The 14,981-nt window shown below is 61.3% G+C and carries 13 protein-coding genes and 3 tRNA genes; 4 read left to right on the top strand and 12 right to left on the bottom strand.

What is annotated here, in order from left to right; genetic code table 11:
• Positions 1-110: 110 nt before the first annotated feature.
• The 7 genes from HP499_RS11320 to HP499_RS11290 form a co-directional block, all read right to left on the bottom strand.
• On the bottom strand, positions 111-968 hold the full coding sequence (locus HP499_RS11320; protein WP_172324171.1) for a sugar phosphate isomerase/epimerase: 858 nt from the start codon (positions 966-968) through the stop codon (positions 111-113).
• A gap of 2 nt (positions 969-970) precedes the next feature.
• Complete coding sequence (locus HP499_RS11315) at positions 971-1,807, bottom strand: carbohydrate ABC transporter permease (RefSeq protein ID WP_172324170.1); 837 nt, start codon at positions 1,805-1,807, stop codon at positions 971-973.
• A complete protein-coding gene (locus tag HP499_RS11310) occupies positions 1,801-2,772 on the bottom strand; it encodes a carbohydrate ABC transporter permease (protein ID WP_172324169.1) in 972 nt (323 codons plus the stop codon). The genes HP499_RS11315 and HP499_RS11310 overlap by 7 nt, the downstream gene beginning before the upstream one ends.
• 11 nt (positions 2,773-2,783) lie before the next feature.
• Positions 2,784-4,106, bottom strand: coding sequence for an ABC transporter substrate-binding protein (locus tag HP499_RS11305; protein WP_172324168.1), 1,323 nt, complete (start codon positions 4,104-4,106; stop codon positions 2,784-2,786).
• A 209-nt stretch (positions 4,107-4,315) separates the two neighbouring features.
• On the bottom strand, positions 4,316-5,422 hold the full coding sequence (locus tag HP499_RS11300; protein ID WP_172324167.1) for a LacI family DNA-binding transcriptional regulator: 1,107 nt from the start codon (positions 5,420-5,422) through the stop codon (positions 4,316-4,318).
• 74 nt (positions 5,423-5,496) lie between these two features.
• Positions 5,497-6,381: a PfkB family carbohydrate kinase gene (locus tag HP499_RS11295; RefSeq protein ID WP_172324166.1), complete on the bottom strand. Its 885-nt coding sequence runs from the start codon at positions 6,379-6,381 to the stop codon at positions 5,497-5,499.
• Positions 6,382-6,463: 82 nt separating this feature from the next.
• Positions 6,464-7,465, bottom strand: coding sequence for an SIS domain-containing protein (locus HP499_RS11290; protein WP_172324165.1), 1,002 nt, complete (start codon positions 7,463-7,465; stop codon positions 6,464-6,466).
• Positions 7,466-7,676: 211 nt separating this feature from the next.
• On the opposite strand from HP499_RS11290, the gene HP499_RS11285 reads away from it, so the two are divergent.
• Complete coding sequence (locus HP499_RS11285; protein WP_172324164.1) at positions 7,677-8,372, top strand: HAD family hydrolase; 696 nt, start codon at positions 7,677-7,679, stop codon at positions 8,370-8,372.
• A 112-nt stretch (positions 8,373-8,484) separates the two neighbouring features.
• On the opposite strand, the gene HP499_RS11280 is transcribed toward HP499_RS11285, so the two are convergent.
• The 3 genes from HP499_RS11280 to HP499_RS11270 form a co-directional block, all read right to left on the bottom strand.
• Positions 8,485-8,560, bottom strand: a tRNA-Phe gene (locus HP499_RS11280).
• A 46-nt stretch (positions 8,561-8,606) separates the two neighbouring features.
• A tRNA-Asp gene (locus HP499_RS11275) sits at positions 8,607-8,680 on the bottom strand.
• Between the two features lie 84 nt (positions 8,681-8,764).
• A tRNA-Glu gene (locus HP499_RS11270) sits at positions 8,765-8,837 on the bottom strand.
• A 327-nt stretch (positions 8,838-9,164) separates the two neighbouring features.
• On the opposite strand from HP499_RS11270, the gene HP499_RS11265 reads away from it, so the two are divergent.
• A complete protein-coding gene (locus tag HP499_RS11265) occupies positions 9,165-10,118 on the top strand; it encodes a DMT family transporter (RefSeq protein WP_172324163.1) in 954 nt (317 codons plus the stop codon).
• Here the strand turns inward: HP499_RS11265 and HP499_RS11260 are convergent.
• Positions 10,115-11,038, bottom strand: coding sequence for a carbohydrate kinase (locus HP499_RS11260; protein ID WP_172324162.1), 924 nt, complete (start codon positions 11,036-11,038; stop codon positions 10,115-10,117). The two genes, HP499_RS11265 and HP499_RS11260, sit on opposite strands and share 4 nt — an antisense overlap.
• Before the next feature lie 91 nt (positions 11,039-11,129).
• Between HP499_RS11260 and HP499_RS11255 the strand changes: the two genes are divergently transcribed.
• Together HP499_RS11255 and HP499_RS11250 are read left to right on the top strand one after the other, a co-directional pair.
• The gene (locus HP499_RS11255) at positions 11,130-11,621 is read left to right on the top strand and encodes a metallopeptidase family protein (protein WP_172324161.1); all 492 of its coding nucleotides are present in this window, start codon (positions 11,130-11,132) and stop codon (positions 11,619-11,621) included.
• A gap of 10 nt (positions 11,622-11,631) precedes the next feature.
• Entirely contained in the window at positions 11,632-12,552 is a 921-nt protein-coding gene (locus HP499_RS11250) for a cation diffusion facilitator family transporter (protein ID WP_172324160.1), read from the top strand.
• On the opposite strand, the gene HP499_RS11245 is transcribed toward HP499_RS11250, so the two are convergent.
• Positions 12,549-14,981 (bottom strand): PEP/pyruvate-binding domain-containing protein (locus tag HP499_RS11245; RefSeq protein ID WP_172324159.1); only part of this gene is annotated, 2,433 nt, incomplete at its 5' end. The genes HP499_RS11250 and HP499_RS11245 overlap by 4 nt on opposite strands.

Here is a 14,981-nt window from a genome sequence, read left to right as displayed (position 1 = left end):
CTCACCACACCAGCCCAAACCATCCACGTCTGGAAAACAGAAAGAGCACTCGTCGCCGACACCTGCCAGGAAAACCCCAACTCCTGGGGCTGCCCCGACGCCAAGACCGGTTAGGCAGATAACGTGGTCAGTCTCGCTTTAACGGCTTCCAGGCACCGCTCTACTGCGGGGCGGGGCTCCAGTGCGTAGGAGCCGTCCCCAAAGAGTTCAAAGGTCAGCGCTCCGCTGTAGTTCAGCCGGCTGAGGTCGCGCAGGATCTCATCGAGGTCCAGAACTCCATCGCCCCAAGCCAGGTGTCCGGTGGGAGCACCATCAACCAAATGAACGTGTCGGATGTCCTCGCCAAAGGCCTTCGCGTAGTCGCTGACGTCGTCTCCAGCCGCTGTCATGGCAACTGTGTCAATCACCACCCCCAAAGTTGAGGATCCGACGTCGTCGAGCATTGACCGGAGCGAGCTGACATCGGTGACCAGGTTCGACTCAACACGTTGAAGGGGCTCAAGAACGCATCCCACACCAAGTTCGGCAGCGCGCTGAGTGATGGTCTGCAGGGCTTCGGCCGAACGCGCCCAAGCGAGCTCAGTTGGTTCGTCCTCGTACCCTCGTCCCGCGGTCAGGAACAAGAGCGGAGCCTCCAACTCGCTGCACACTTCCGCGGCTCGCAAGAACAACTGCAAGCTGTGATCTCTGAGCCAGTCCTCCCTGGAGGCAATATTGACCGGATACGCAACCTGTTCAGGGGTCAGGCAGGCGACGCTGAGCTCGCGCTCCGACAGCTGACTCCTGACTTTTTTCAGATGTGCTGACTCAACATGGGGAATGTGAAGGTGCGGGGCGATGCCCCAAAGCTCCACCTTCGTCCTTCCCAGCCCGGCCATGTCATCGAGGCAACGCTGGAGGGTGTGGTGCTGGTAGGCGAAGTTCGATCCACTGATCTGATCCAAGCCCAGTACATGCTCCAAACCCATCACTACTTACCCACTCCGTCGGCGAGTCCACGGATGAAGTACCGCTGTCCGGCAAAGAACAGCACAATCACCGGAATTGCCGCGATTGCCATGCCCGCGAAGACCACGGGATAGTCCGTGCCGTGCTTCGACATCAAGTTGGTGAGCCCCACCGGCAGGGTTTGCAACGCTCCCCCGCTGGTGAACACCATGGCGAACAGGTACTCGTTCCACGTGAAGAGGATGTTCAGAAGGACAGTGGAAACCAGGATCGGTTTGCACATGGGCAAGATGACCTGCCAAAAGGCCCGGGCCTTCGACGCTCCGTCCACGGATGCTGCCTCATCCACCTCGGCGGGCAGGTCCATCATGTAAGCCCGGATAAGGAACGTGGTGAACGGAACCCGGAATGCCGTGTAGAGGATGAGCAGCGCCCACAGATTGTTGTAAAGCCCCAGGCTTTGGAACATCTTGACCAGCGGGATCAGGGCAACCGTGGGAGCGAGCATCAGTCCGCCAAGGATGAGAATGAGCACCACCCTGTTGAAGGGGATGTTGACCCGGGTCAAGCCATAGGCAGCCCATGCGCTGATAAATACTGTCGCAATGGTGGAAGCAACGGTGACCAGGACGCTGGTCGTGAGGTAGTCGCCCACCCCGCGGTTCCATGCCGTGATGTAGTTCTCCCATTTCCATGCAACGGGCAGGGCGAAAGGGTTGGAAAAGAGTTCGGCGTTGGACTTCACGCCGTTGAGCAGCATCCAAACCAAGGGATAAACAACAACGACGGCGAGGGCAACCAGGAACGCCTTAATGAGGACCCGGCCGAGTACCAGCAGCAGGGCTGAGCGCGTCACCATTGGACCCTCCTTTTCTTGGAGATGCGTAGCTGAATGACGGCCAGGACCAGGGTGATGATGAAAACGGCAGTGGCGACGGCGGCCGCGTAACCGAAGTCGTTGCGGACGAATCCACTCCTGTAGAGCCATGTGCCAAGGACCTGGCTGGAGTTGTTGGGCCCTCCGCTGGTCATCACCATGACTTCGTTGAACACTTGGAAGGCTCCGGACACCGTAACGATCATCATGAGGCCGGTCATTTCCCTGACGAGCGGCAAGGAGATCGAGAAGAAACGCTGGAACGGGCCAACGCCGTCGATCGACGCAGCTTCATACAGTTCGGAGGGGATTCGTTGAAGGGCCACCGAGAAGAGAAGCGTGCAGTATCCAAAGCCCTGCCACTGGCTCATGGCGATGATGGCAAAGATCGCCGTATTTTCCTGTCCCAGCCATGCTTGCGTGAAATTTCCGAGGCCCAGGAAATCCAAGGCCGCGTTGAGAATGCCCATCTCCGGTTCATAGATGAAGTAGAACAAGAGACCGGCAACTGTCAGGGAGATGGCGGACGGCACAAAGTAGACCGCACGGAGGATTCCCCTCCAACGCTGGCTTCGCAGTCCCTCGATCATTGCTGCGAGGATCATCGCCCCGAATACTTGGAAGGCAATGGAGATGATCGCGTACAGCGAGTTGTTAAGGAGTGACTTCCAGAAGATGGGGTCGTTGAACATGCGGACGTAGTTGTCCGCGCCCACAAAGGTTTGTCGGCCGCTGTAGATGTCCCATTTGAGGAAGCTGAACCCAAGGTTCTGCACCAGGGGCAAGTAGGCGAACGCGCCCAGCAGCAGAACTGCCGGCAGCACCCACACAACGTTGCGCCAGCCATGCGTCCGGGCAGACTTGCGTGTCCGGCTTTTCGGCGACTTAGTGGAAAGAGGTGCCGGAGGCGGAGCCGCGGGCTTCCAGGCAGTATCGGAAACAGTCATGGCACTGCCTGCTATTTTCCTGCACTGGAAGCAGCCCGGACAGAAGCAAGAACCTGGTCCGGGGTCTGTGTTCCGGCCACCAAGGCTTCCCCGCCGGCCAACCAGGCATCAGCAACGGCAGGAACAGTAACGGAGTCCAGCCAGGTGATGGCGGCAGATGCTTCGTTTACCTGCTTGATGCCCTCGATCACAGGCACTGAGGAGTTCTCGGTGGAAACCGCACCCTTGACGGCGCTGGGCTGCCCATACGGCGGAGCGGAAAGTTTGGCAGCGTTCTGGCTGTTGGTAGCGAATTTCATGAAGTCGGCCGCAAGTGCGGCGTTCTTGGAGCGCGCATTGATGATGTAGCCCTCGGGGGAACCTTCAATGGCCTTCGGATCGCCCTTGGCATCTACTGCCGCCGGAAGCTTGAAAATGCCCAACCCATCCTGCTTGAGCTTTGAATCGGCGGAGGCGGTGGAGTCGAATTCAAGGATCTCCTGGTAGTACATACCGGACTTCCCCTCAGCCAGGGCCTGCTGGGCCGTGGTGTAGAGAACGCCGTTGGAATCCTTGCCGCTGCCGGTGCACTCATTGACCAAGGTGGTGAACTGGTCCATGGCCTTGAGGTAGCCCTTGTCCTCGAGCTTGGCTGTTGCAGGGCTGAAATCCCCTTGCAGCGTTTCGGCGGGCACCTCGTAGGCGAAGAGTTGCTGCAGGTAGTGCAGGCCCGGCCAACCGTCCTTGTTTCCGAAGGAGATCGGCTCGTAGCCGGCTTCCTTTAGCACTGAGCAAGACGAAATGAGTTCGTCGAAGGTGGACGGCGGTGTCAGGTTCAGTTCCTTGAAGATCCGCTGGTTGTACCCCATGAACTTGCCGTTGTTGTAGAGCGGGACTGCGAAGTACTTTCCGTCTTTGGCAAATGCTTTCAGCGCGGATTCCCCGAAGTTGTTTCCCCACTCAGTGCCAGGGGCAATGACGGGGGTCAGATCTGCTGCGAGGCCACCGTCAATGAAGTTGTTGGCCCAGCTGCCGGCCCAGGTGAAGTAGATGTCCGGCATGGCCTGGGACGCAGTCAGAGTTTTGGTCTTGTCCTTGATGCTCTGGTCCGTCTCCTGGATGAGATCGAAGGACACTTCCGGGTGCAGCTTCTTGTACTCGGAAGCCAGGTCCTCAAAGTAGGGCTCCAGGGGATCCCCGCCGAACTTGGTGAGGATGCTGAGGGTTCCTGTGTACTGCGGCTCAGCATTGGGATCCAGGACAGCGGCCGGTTGGCTGCCGCCGTCGGAACAGCCGGTAAGCGCCAAAGCGGCGCCGGCCAGCAATGCCATCAGTGATTGGGTGCTTTTACGCATCAGTTCTTCTTTCGGTCGAAGGGCCGATCAGCCGGGTCTCCTCTATGGGAGTGGGAAGTTATGCCCGCCGTTGGGTGGCTTCACGGAGACGGGCTGAAGGGTAACTCCTGATTGGAACGTTGGGGTGAAACTTGTGATACCGGTACCACAGTGAATCATGATTTGAGGCATCGGGGAAGAGAGCAAAGAAAATTAGGGCAGGGAAATTTCTATTCGCTGCCGGCAGCCCGCACAGGGCCATCCGACGAGCGGGCAACCAGCAGCGAGGGCAGGACATGCTTCTTGGGGGCAGAAGTATCGCCGTCGATCCTCGCGATGAGCTGCTGGGAAGCGACCGCCCCCATTTGGCGCATGGGTTGCTGGATCATGGTCAGCGGGGGTTCCATGACGGCAGCCCAAGGACTGTCGTCGAACCCGATCAGGGAAACGTCCTTCAGCAAGCGCAGGTTTTTGGCACGCAAGGAATGAAGGGCGCCCACCGTTGCCTCAGTCTCAGTGGTGAAGATGGCAGTGGGTGGGTCCGCAAGGGCGAGCATTCCACTGATAGCCCGCGTCGCCTGGCCCTCGTTCTTGAGAACGTGGGTGATGAGCGCAGTATCAAAAGGAATCCCGGCCTCTTCGAGCGCATCGAGGTAACCCCTCAACCGCTCGCCGTCACTCCAAAGCGCTTCGTCCAGGATGCTGTGCATCTGTTTCAAATCCGTCGCCGGGCTCAGGGTCACCGGCCCCCACGCGAATGCTATGCGCCGATGACCATTGTGAATGAGCGAGGCAACGGCAGACCTCGCGGCTTCCCGGTTGTCGATCACCACCGAATCCGTCTCCAGTTTGTCCACCAGGCGGTCGATAAGAACCACAGGGGTTCCTCGATCAATGGCATTGGAAAGATGGGAGACGTCATCACTTCGCCCCGCAGCTGAGGCCACAACGAGGCCATCCACTTGCTTCGCCAGCAAGACGGCGATCGCGTCGCGCTCCAGCTCAAGCTTCTCGTCAGTGCTCAGGATGATGGCATCGTAGCCGGCCGTTTTGGCGGTTTCCGAAATACCTTTGAGCACGCCTGAGAAGAAGGGGTTTGCCACATCTGCCAGCACGATTCCGAGGGTTTTGGTGACCCCGGTGGTCATGCTTCGAGCCAACGTGTTTGGTTGGTAGCCCAATTTCTCGGCTGCCCGCATCACCTTGGCCCGTGTGGCTTCACTGACCGATCCATAGTTCCCCAGGGTCCGGGCAACCGTCGCCCTGCCCACGCCGGCGGCTGCTGCCACTTCGGTTATGGTCGGGGCAGCCGGGTGGTTCTGATGATCCGTCGCCATCCGGCCCCCTTCAGTTGTGGAATCCGCGTTGGCGGTTCCGTCCGTTGATTTGTCTCTGCATCAGATCCTAGTAGCTACCTCGCGTGCCCGGCTGCTACCTCGACTGCCCGGCCGTGACCGAAGGCCCCCTCCACATAACACTGCGCCGCGGCGGACCCGGCCCCTCGGACCAGGGCCTTCCGGCAGGCCTCAACCGGCGGCCGGTACGATCGACTCCAACCGGAGCTCAACAGACTGACCACCAGCCCGGCCAGGAAGGCATCGCCGCAACCCATCGTGTCCGCAAACCGCAGCGGATCGGTAGCTGCCGCCGCCTGCGTCAGGAAGCGTTCGCCGTCGTACATCACTGCGCCCGACTGGCCGCGCGTCCCCACCGCAAGCGAGACGCCCGCTGCGTGGACGCGTTTAAGGTCATTTTCGACGGCGGCAACGGTCATGTTTCCGCACGACAAAAGTGCCAGGTCCACGTAGGGCGCAGTCTGCGCCAAATAGGCGTCCGTTCTACGTTCGGGCTCGGACGAATAGTCGAAACTGACCAAGGTCCCAGCACTTCGCAGGGCAGGCAACTGGTTCTCCGAGGCGGAGTAGACGCTCGAATGTACCAGCTGGGCCGAGGCAAGGTAGTTGAGGTGTTCATCGTCCAGCACGAAGGGATCGCTTGTGGTGACGCCTCCCTGGTTCCAACCCAGGAAGATCCTGTCGCCGTCCACCACTTTGATTTCAGTGACCCCGTTGAGGCCGTCGCGAATGATGCACCGGCTGGTGTCAACACCCTCCGCATCAATGGCATCGCGGACAAAGGTGCCCAGCGGATCCGAGCCAAAAACGCCGAGGTAGGCGGATTCAACGCCCAGCCGGCGGGCAAAGACCGCAACGTTGACGCAGTTTCCCCCGGGGTACATCACTTTACGGTCGAGAAAACGGTCCACAATGTTGTCCCCGAAACCGATTACTTTCATGCTCTTCCTGTCTCGAATCTGCGGGCCCGGACAGTGCCGGGCCCGCAGCGCGGGCCTTATGCCTTTGCGGGCGTTGCGCTGGTCAGTATTCGACCACCCGGTAGTAGCGGCGCAGATCCAGGGAGTGGTTGCGGACGCGCTCGAGGTGCTTGCTGAAACGGTCAAGCACCGTGTCCAGGATCAGCGGGGCAAGGAGTGCGCGGAATCGAGGGCTGACCCCCGGGAGTTCGTAATCCTTGCTGTCCAGCAAAGTGGTGTTCTTGTTGTAGTTCTCGGCAAATTTGGCCACCCGATCCATCAGAGGGCGGGTTTCGTCTTCACCCAGGAGCAACATGAGGCTGGTGTCTTCCTCGATGAGTTCAAGGGAACCGTGGAAGAACTCGGCACCGTGCACGCGGGTGGTCCGGAGCCACTGCATCTCTTCCAGGATGCACATCGAATACAGGTAGGTGAGGCCCCACAGGTTCCCGGTGCCCACCAGGAAATGGTAGTCAGCGTCCTTGTTCTTCTCAGCGAACGCTTCAGCCACTGATTCTGCTTGGCGGGCGACATCGACCAGGCTTTCAGGGACGGTCTGGAGTTCTGCAGCCAGCTCTTCGTACCCTTCAAATTCGCCCCGCGCGGCGAGAAGACGAGTGCTCAAGAGAATCATGGGGATATCGAACGGCCAGGTTTTGGGTTCGGTCACCAAGGCCACGTCAAGGGCTTTAGCGAACGGGCTGTCACCGAATCCGGTGAACCCGACGGTGTAGGCGCCCTTGGCCTTGGCAAACTCGATGGCCTCGATCACGTCTTCGGTAGTACCCGATACAGAGGCGAAGACAGCCACGGATCCGGGGCCGAACGTGGGATCCTGGGTCAGCATTAGCTCTTTGCCGATGGACGCGCGGACGGACAAGGTGGAGCGGGACCGGATGAAGTGCTCGTACGGCAGCATTGCTGCATAGGTTCCGCCGGCACCGATGAGGAACAGGTTGGTCATCCCGCGCTGCTGGATGGAGTCAACCACCGTTTCGATCTGCCCCTGCAGTGCCAGTGCGCTGCGGGTCTGCGTGAGGAATTCCTCTTCTTTGAAGCCAAGCACGGATGGTCCTTTCACTATGACGATCTGAGAGAGTTGAAACACGTTGATACCGGTATCAAGATGTGGTCATCATGGTGTCACGGGGAATCGAAGGCGTCAATAGATTCGGTTGGCGCGATTCATCGCCGATGAAATGTTGCAGGGCGGTCGCAACGCCGGGTTGAAGCGCGCTCATGCCGATTCATGGGCCGCAAGCGGCTAGGGTGTGATGGTGCCACTACAAGCAGTCCTGTTTGACCTGGACAACACGCTGTTTGATCATCATGGCTCCGCCAGCGCGGGACTGGCCGGCTTCCTGCAGCACCTCGGCAGAACGCCATCCCGTGAACTCGAACGTTCCTGGTTTGAGATTGAGCAGCGCAACTACAGTCGGTTCCTTGGTGGAGAATTTTCTTTCCACGAACAACGCCGCGAACGGCTTCGCCAGTTTCTTCCGCTCGCCGGAGACTCCATTCCCCGCTCGGACGCCACCCTCGACACGCTGTTCGCCTTCTATCTTGAGAGCTACGAGCAAGCCTGGGCCGCATTTCCCGACGCCGTGCCCGCTCTGCAGCACTTGCGCTCCATCGGTATCCCGGCTGGTGTCATTACCAACGGGAATCACCAGCAGCAAGCCTCCAAGATCAGGAGAATCGGCCTTGAGCGCCTCATTGACAGGGTCTTCAGCTCAGAGCTCACTGGTTTCGCCAAGCCGGACGCAAGGGCCTTCCTCCTGCCCTGCGGGAGCATGGGCCTCGAGCCGGCAGCGACCGTGTACGTGGGCGACAACTACCTCACCGACATCGCAGGCGCCCGCAACGCTGGCTTACGAGCAATCCACCTCAAGCGAGAAGGGTGCCAGACTCCAGAATCCATCGGCAGCTTGGAGGAAGTGACTAAGCTAACGAGCATCGAGGCGGCCAATTGAGATGCTCGTTATCAAAAGCCGGCGCTTGGGATGCCCGCTAAAATTCCAAGGGGCTTCGGCCGGAGGCGCGAATGTTAAAGCAAAAAACCCCCGGATAACCGAGGGTTCTAGCTGGTGGCTCCGACCGGCGTCGATCCGGTGACCTTTCGATTTTCAGTCGAACGCTCTACCAACTGAGCTACAGAGCCTAGGTGACATGTCACCTTGAGAACCGAATTTCTTCGGCGCTCAGAGCGACCCTGACGGGACTTGAACCCGCGACCTCCGCCGTGACAGGGCGGCGCGCTAACCAACTGCGCTACAGGGCCTTGCGTTTGCAGTATCTCTACCGCGTTTTTTTCAAGGCTTCTAGCTTACCAGACTTTTTTCATCCGGTTTACCACTTCCTTGCGTACCCCCAACGGGATTCGAACCCGTGCCGCCGCCGTGAAAGGGCGGTGTCCTAGGCCGCTAGACGATGGGGGCCTGAACTCAATTCGGATTTCACAAAACAAAAGCGACGCTTACGCGTTCTTTCCGTGTCTCGCTCGTCCGAACTGGACTCTAAAACTTTAGAGCATAGATGGCGATATTCCCAAATCGAGGATTTGCCGGGCATCTGGACACCCCATCCGATGACCTTCGAGGGGTTGGATCTCAGCCCAAAGAGACACCCAAAGTGCCGAGAGCCCGCCCCTCGCGAACACGCAGGAAGAGCCCAGGGAGGACGCCAGCCGAACATTGGCAGGATCTTGTCCTGACGCGTCCGAAAACCGCCAGCCGCCCCCGCTGCCTGCCGGATAGATTTGGCTCATGACAACCACCACCCCGGCCGAACCCGGCCAGCCTTCCCCGGACCTGCCCCGGCGCACCACCCCCGCGCCGGGAGCAGCCATCAGTAAGCTCGGCATCGCCGCCGTCATCATTACCGTCGTCCTGTGGGCGTCGGCGTTCGTGGGCATCCGCGCGGTCGGCCCCAGCTTCTCCCCCGGCTCCTTGACGCTGGGACGGTTGGCGGTGGCCGCCGTCGTGCTTGGAATCGTTGTCCTGCCGACGCTGAAGGTGTGGCCGAGGGGTCGGGAATGGTTGCCGATCGTTGCGTACGGGGTGATGTGGTTCGGCGGCTACAACGTGGCCTTGAACGCCGCGGAACACGTACTCGACGCCGGCACCAGCGCCATGCTGATCAACGTCTCCCCCATCCTGATCGCCATCCTTGCTGGAATCTTCCTCAAGGAGGGCTTCCCGCGGTGGCTCCTGATCGGCAGCGGTGTGGCGTTCTGCGGCGTTGCGATGATCGCTTTGGGTTCCGGCCAGCGCTCGACGGCGGACGTCGCCGGTGTGCTGTTGTGCCTGCTTGCCGCTGTGCTCGCCTCAGTGAGCGCGATCCTGCAGAAACCCGTACTCCGGAAGTTCACGGCCGGGCAGGCAACGTGGTTCGGGATTATGGTGGGCGCCATCTGCTGCCTGCCCTGGACGGGACAGTTGATTTCCGAAATCCAAGCGGCACCGCTGCCGGCGACCCTCGGGCTGGTTTACCTGGGCATTTTCCCCACGGCCATCGCCTTCACCACCTGGGCGTACGCGCTTTCCCTGATCTCGGCGGGAAAGCTTGCGGCCACAACCTACCTGGTTCCGGGCACCACCATCCTGATTTCGTGGGCTGTCCTCCAGGAAGTCCCCACCATTTGGGGGCTGATCGGGGGCGTGGTGTGCCTGATCGGCGTTGGCCTGACCCGGCGTCGAACCCGTAAGCCGCTGCGTTAGCGGGCCATTCCCACCAAAAGTTCGCGGTGTGTGGGCGGGTTGGCACCTGGGCGGCCGACGGCGATGGAAGCCGCCATGGAGGCGATGGTGCCGATCCGCTCCATGACGGTGGGCGCCAATCCGTCGCTGCCCCGCAGCAACAGCCCCATGATGAGGGCTGCCGTAAAGGAGTCACCGGCGCCAATGGTGTCCGCCACCGTGGCCGGGACGGCAGGGACGTTGAGCTGTATGTGCTTCGTTGCCATGAGTGATCCCTTGACCCCCTGGGTCACAACGACCAACCCGGCGCCGAGGGCCAAGAGGTGGTTTGCCGTGTCCTCAAGCGCCTTGCCCGGGTATAGCCAACGGGCATCGGTACCGCTGAGCTTCACGACGTCGGTCAGCGGCACTATTTCCTCAAAGAGGGCCAGTGCCTCGTGGTGACTTCCCAGGAGATCGGGGCGGATGTTGGGATCGTACGTGACCATGCACCCGCCTTGAGCCTGCTCCAGCAGGCTGCGCACAACGCTTGCTCCGGGTTCCAGGAAGGTGGCGATGGAGCCTGTGTGCAGGATCCTTGGCGCATAGGGCAGGGCAAGCGGAGCCAGTTTCCAGTCAATATCGAACGTGTAGTCGGCGGAACCGTCGGCTGATATCCGCGCGGTGGCCGTGGCCGTCTTGCCTGCTGACATGGAGCCTGGCAACAGCACCACGCCGGCGCTGTGCAGATGTGCTGCGATGGCATCGCCGCGGGTGTCGCGTCCAATGGCGGTCAGCAGGCCGGTTTTGACGTCCAAACGGCCCAGACCGAAAGCGACGTTTGCCGGAGAACCGCCTGGATACTCCACTTGGCCTTCGGATGACTCCACAATGTCGATCAACGCCTCACCAACTACGACGACGTCGAGGGGCTCAGGCGCGAGGGAAGAGGTGCCGGTCATGCGGTTCCTGTGTCTGTCGAGAGAGGATTGACTTTTAGTATCTCTCATCACACACGGCGCCGATGCTGCCTGGGCGGACTAAAGTCAGATCATGCCCGCGAATCTTCCACCCGGCTTGCCCATTGTTCCGGACGGCGAGCGCCCGTCATCGCCTCTCCCGGCCAGGAATGCGGTGCACAGCCCGGCTGAACACGCCTCGGTTGGGCACACCCCGGCTTTCGACATGTCACCCGAGGAATTCGAAGAAGCTGTCAGTGACGCCCTCCAACTGATCCCGCCCAAAGCGGCCAGTGCCATGGACAATGTAGCCGTTTTTATTGAGGACGACTACACGCCCCAACCGGGCGAAGATCCGGACACCGTCCTGCTGGGCCTTTACGAAGGCGTCCCGCTGACCGAACGCGATTCCTGGTGGGAGGCTGGTTCCCTGCCGGACCGGATCACCATTTTCAGGCAGCCCATTCTGGACATCTGCAGCACCCGCGAAGAAGTCATTGATGAAGTGGCCATCACAGTGGTCCACGAGATCGCACACCACTTCGGGATCGACGACGATCGCTTGCACGAACTCGGCTGGGGCTAGCCTTATAGACATGGGGCACGACCACAACCACTCCCACGGAGTCACAGCAACCGGCAAGCACCGGAAGCGGCTTATTGCCGTCCTCGCCATCACCTTAGGGGTGGTGGGCATCCAGGTGATCGGCGCCGTCGTGTCCGGATCTTTGGCGCTGTTGGCCGATGCCGGGCATATGCTCTCCGATGCGGCAGGTGTGTTCATTGCCCTGATGGCGGCGTGGATAGCTACCCGGCCGGCAAGTGACCAGCGAACGTACGGCTACCAAAGGGCCGAGGTCCTGGCCGCGTTGGCCAACGCCCTGATCCTGATCGTCATTGCCGTGGTGATCATGATCGAGGCCATCCGCCGCTTCGGGGAATCCCCGGAGATCCAGACGGACGTCATGCTGTGGGCAGCCATTTTGGGTGCTGTAGCCAACTTGGTCTCACTCCTGATCCTGCAGGGAGCACAGAAGGAAAGCCTCAACGTCCGCGGCGCGTACCTTGAAGTCCTGGGCGACCTCCTGGGCTCCATCGCCGTCATCGTCGCGGCTGTGGTGATCATGACCACGGGAATCAGCGCCGCCGACCCCATCGCTTCGATGCTGATCGCAGTGATGATCATTCCCCGCGCCTGGCATCTGCTGCGCGATGTGGTGGACGTCCTGCTCGAGGCCACGCCCAAGGGTGTGGACGTGAACATGATCCGCGAGCACATCATTGCCGTTGACGGAGTGGTGGACGCCCACGACATCCATATCTGGACCATTACCTCCGGAGTCCCCGTCTTCTCGGCCCATGTGGTGGTGGAGGACGCGGTCCTCAATGCCAGCGGGGCAGACAACATCCTGGATCAGCTGGGATCCTGCCTCGGCCGGCACTTCGACACGGAGCACTGCACTTTCCAGTTGGAGCCTGTAAGCCACTCCGAGCACGAATCACACCAGCACGCTTAGCCGGCCGCACCTCCCGCGTCCTCAATAGCCACGCTCCCCGCGGCACCGTCCACGGTGACGCGCTGCCCGGTGCTGATGCGCGCTGTGGCATCCGGAACTCCCACGACTGCAGGAATGCCGTACTCGCGGGCCACCACAGCGCCATGCGAGTTGGGCCCGCCCATTTCCATGACCAACCCGCCGGCCGTGAGGAACAACGGCGTCCAGCCAGGATCCGTTGACGGCGCCACAAGTATTTCTCCGGGCTCCAGGTGGGCGCCGACGGGATCCATGATGACGCGAGCAGGGCTTGTGACCTGCCCCGCCGACGCCGGACTGCCGGACAAAGTGCCCGGGCGCTGCGTGCGGTTGGTTCCGGGCGCAGCCTCTGGTTCAGTGCCGTCAGACATGAGCACCCGCGGTATATGCCTCCGCCGCAGTTCCTGCTCATAGGCCTCACGACGCTCTGCAATCAACTCCTGCAGCTCGTCTCCGGCCAGTGCGGTCTCGGCTTCGTCCAGATCCAGGAAGAAGATGTCCTCGGGACGTTGGATCCGATGCGCTGCGGCGAGCTCCTCCCCGACCAGGAGCAGCTGCTTCCGCGCAGCGGACAATCCCAGGACCAGGTTGTACTTTGGCAACTCGCGCAGTCCTGCGAAGCGCCGTGTCCGGTCCAGGGCAACTCTGACGATCGCTGCGTGCAGCGGGCTCTTGGTCCTGGCGCGGGCCACGAACCGGGCTATCTGGTTGTCGGCCTCGCGAGCTGCCCGCGCGAACTGTTGGTCCGGTGCCTCCGCGTCGTCAGGGAGCCTCAAATAGTTGGAGACGACTCCAAGGATATGGGTGGGGTCATCTGACCAGCGCGGCATTCCGAGATCGATCTCTGCGACCGCCCGGTGCCCGAAAGTGTTCAGGAAGGAAGCCAACCCGGCCTGGGCAACGGCCGGGAGGCTTCCGTTCCCATACTGTTCCGCCAGCTCTATCGCCGACCGACCGGTGATGGAGGCAACGGCGTCGGGGTCTTCCCGAATCCCGGAGGCGAGCTGCCACAGGGCCAGGTCCATCTCCGTAGTGACGTTGTTTGGCAGGCCCCGTAGCACTGTTTGAAGCTCCCCGGAGGAGGCTTGGTCGCCCAGAAGGCGACTGACCAGCGCCAGCATGGCAAAGCCCAGCGCAGGAAGCGGCAGTACCTGGGGGACTGTGGCGAAAAGCTCCTCACCCAGGATTCGCTGGACGTGGCCGATCCTCTGATGGGCTGTGGCTTCCGCCGGGACGGCCAGGGAGGTCCGCAGATTCGAACCAAGCCCCTGCACGCGCTTCATTGCCGCACCGGGGCGGAATAGACCGCGTAAGAGCGTTTCCGGGACGCGGTACTTGGCTGCGACCGGAGCTACGTGGCGAATCAGCTTCAAGGGTGTCTTGATGGTCACAGCGAAGCGTGGATCATCAAAAAGACCACGTATCAGGCTGGCTGAGCGGGCTTCCATGACGTCGAAAACACGGGGCACGATCACCCGGCCGACCCTGCTCCTGACCACCGAAGTGAGATCAAAGAAGATGCGCTGCCCGGCCTCGTAATACGGCGGCGGGCCGGACCGCGGATCCGGGACGTCAAAGCCCGCAGTCCTTGCCACAGAGGAGGCGATGAGCCGAATCCCGGCCAAGCCCATGGGCGTCAGCGGCCTGGTGAGCCCCTGGGCGAGGCTGAAATTCAGGAAGGCATGCTCTCCGGGGGTGGGAGGGGTGCGCGTGGTTTGCGGGTACAAGGTGGTGATGGGCCTTGCTTGGGTGATCCACAGTTTTCCCGCTGGGTCGATGGCCCATTCCGTGTCCTGCGGGACTCCGTAGTGCCCCTGGATCTGTTGGCCCAGGTCCGCCAATTTCAGGACCTGGGTTTCGCTGAGACAGGGCTGGGGCTCGGAACCGGCTTGTTGGTCGCGCAGGGACCCGGCGCTCCGTTCAACGCGTTCCGTGCCGCCGCCTGGGAGCGCCCTGATCTCCACCTGCCTGTCCCCCAAGCTCCTCTTCACCATGGCGCGGCGGCGAAGGTCAACAACGTACTGATCCGGGTTCACGGCTCCGGAGACAACTGCCTCTCCCAAGCCAGGGCTGGCGTCAATCACCGTCTGGTGTCTGTTTCCCGTTACAGGGTTGGCAGTGAACATCACGCCGGCAGTAGCTGAATCCACCATCTCCTGAACCACCACAGCCAGGGTGACCGAGGCATGATCCATGCCGTTGACGGTCCGGTAGGTCACGGCCCGGTCCGTCCATAGCGAAGCCCAACAGCGGCTCACTGCGTCCAGGACGGCGTGCCCGCCCACCACATTCAAGAAGGTGTCCTGCTGACCCGCGAAGCTCGCGAAGGCCAGGTCCTCGGCGGTGGCTGAAGACCTGACGGCAACCGGGACGTTCTCTCCCAGCTGCTGATAAGCGGACCGCACCGCCTC

The organism is Paenarthrobacter sp. CM16, assembly GCF_013179505.1.
In the GTDB taxonomy this organism is placed as follows: Bacteria; Actinomycetota; Actinomycetes; order Actinomycetales; family Micrococcaceae; genus Arthrobacter.
This window is presented reverse-complemented; position numbering and strand designations above follow the sequence as displayed.

What these genes read in the sequence shown, in the direction of transcription:
- HP499_RS11260 (WP_172324162.1), bottom strand. Translation starts at nt 11,038, where the DNA reads ATGACCGGCACCTCTTCCCTCGCGCCTGAGCCCCTCGACGTCGTCGTA.
- HP499_RS11305 (WP_172324168.1), bottom strand. Translation starts at nt 4,106, where the DNA reads ATGCGTAAAAGCACCCAATCACTGATGGCATTGCTGGCCGGCGCCGCT.
- HP499_RS11265 (WP_172324163.1), top strand. Translation starts at nt 9,165, where the DNA reads ATGACAACCACCACCCCGGCCGAACCCGGCCAGCCTTCCCCGGACCTG.
- HP499_RS11300 (WP_172324167.1), bottom strand. Translation starts at nt 5,422, where the DNA reads ATGGCGACGGATCATCAGAACCACCCGGCTGCCCCGACCATAACCGAA.
- HP499_RS11295 (WP_172324166.1), bottom strand. Translation starts at nt 6,381, where the DNA reads ATGAAAGTAATCGGTTTCGGGGACAACATTGTGGACCGTTTTCTCGAC.
- HP499_RS11255 (WP_172324161.1), top strand. Translation starts at nt 11,130, where the DNA reads ATGCCCGCGAATCTTCCACCCGGCTTGCCCATTGTTCCGGACGGCGAG.
- HP499_RS11250 (WP_172324160.1), top strand. Translation starts at nt 11,632, where the DNA reads ATGGGGCACGACCACAACCACTCCCACGGAGTCACAGCAACCGGCAAG.
- HP499_RS11310 (WP_172324169.1), bottom strand. Translation starts at nt 2,772, where the DNA reads ATGACTGTTTCCGATACTGCCTGGAAGCCCGCGGCTCCGCCTCCGGCA.
- HP499_RS11320 (WP_172324171.1), bottom strand. Translation starts at nt 968, where the DNA reads ATGGGTTTGGAGCATGTACTGGGCTTGGATCAGATCAGTGGATCGAAC.
- HP499_RS11315 (WP_172324170.1), bottom strand. Translation starts at nt 1,807, where the DNA reads ATGGTGACGCGCTCAGCCCTGCTGCTGGTACTCGGCCGGGTCCTCATT.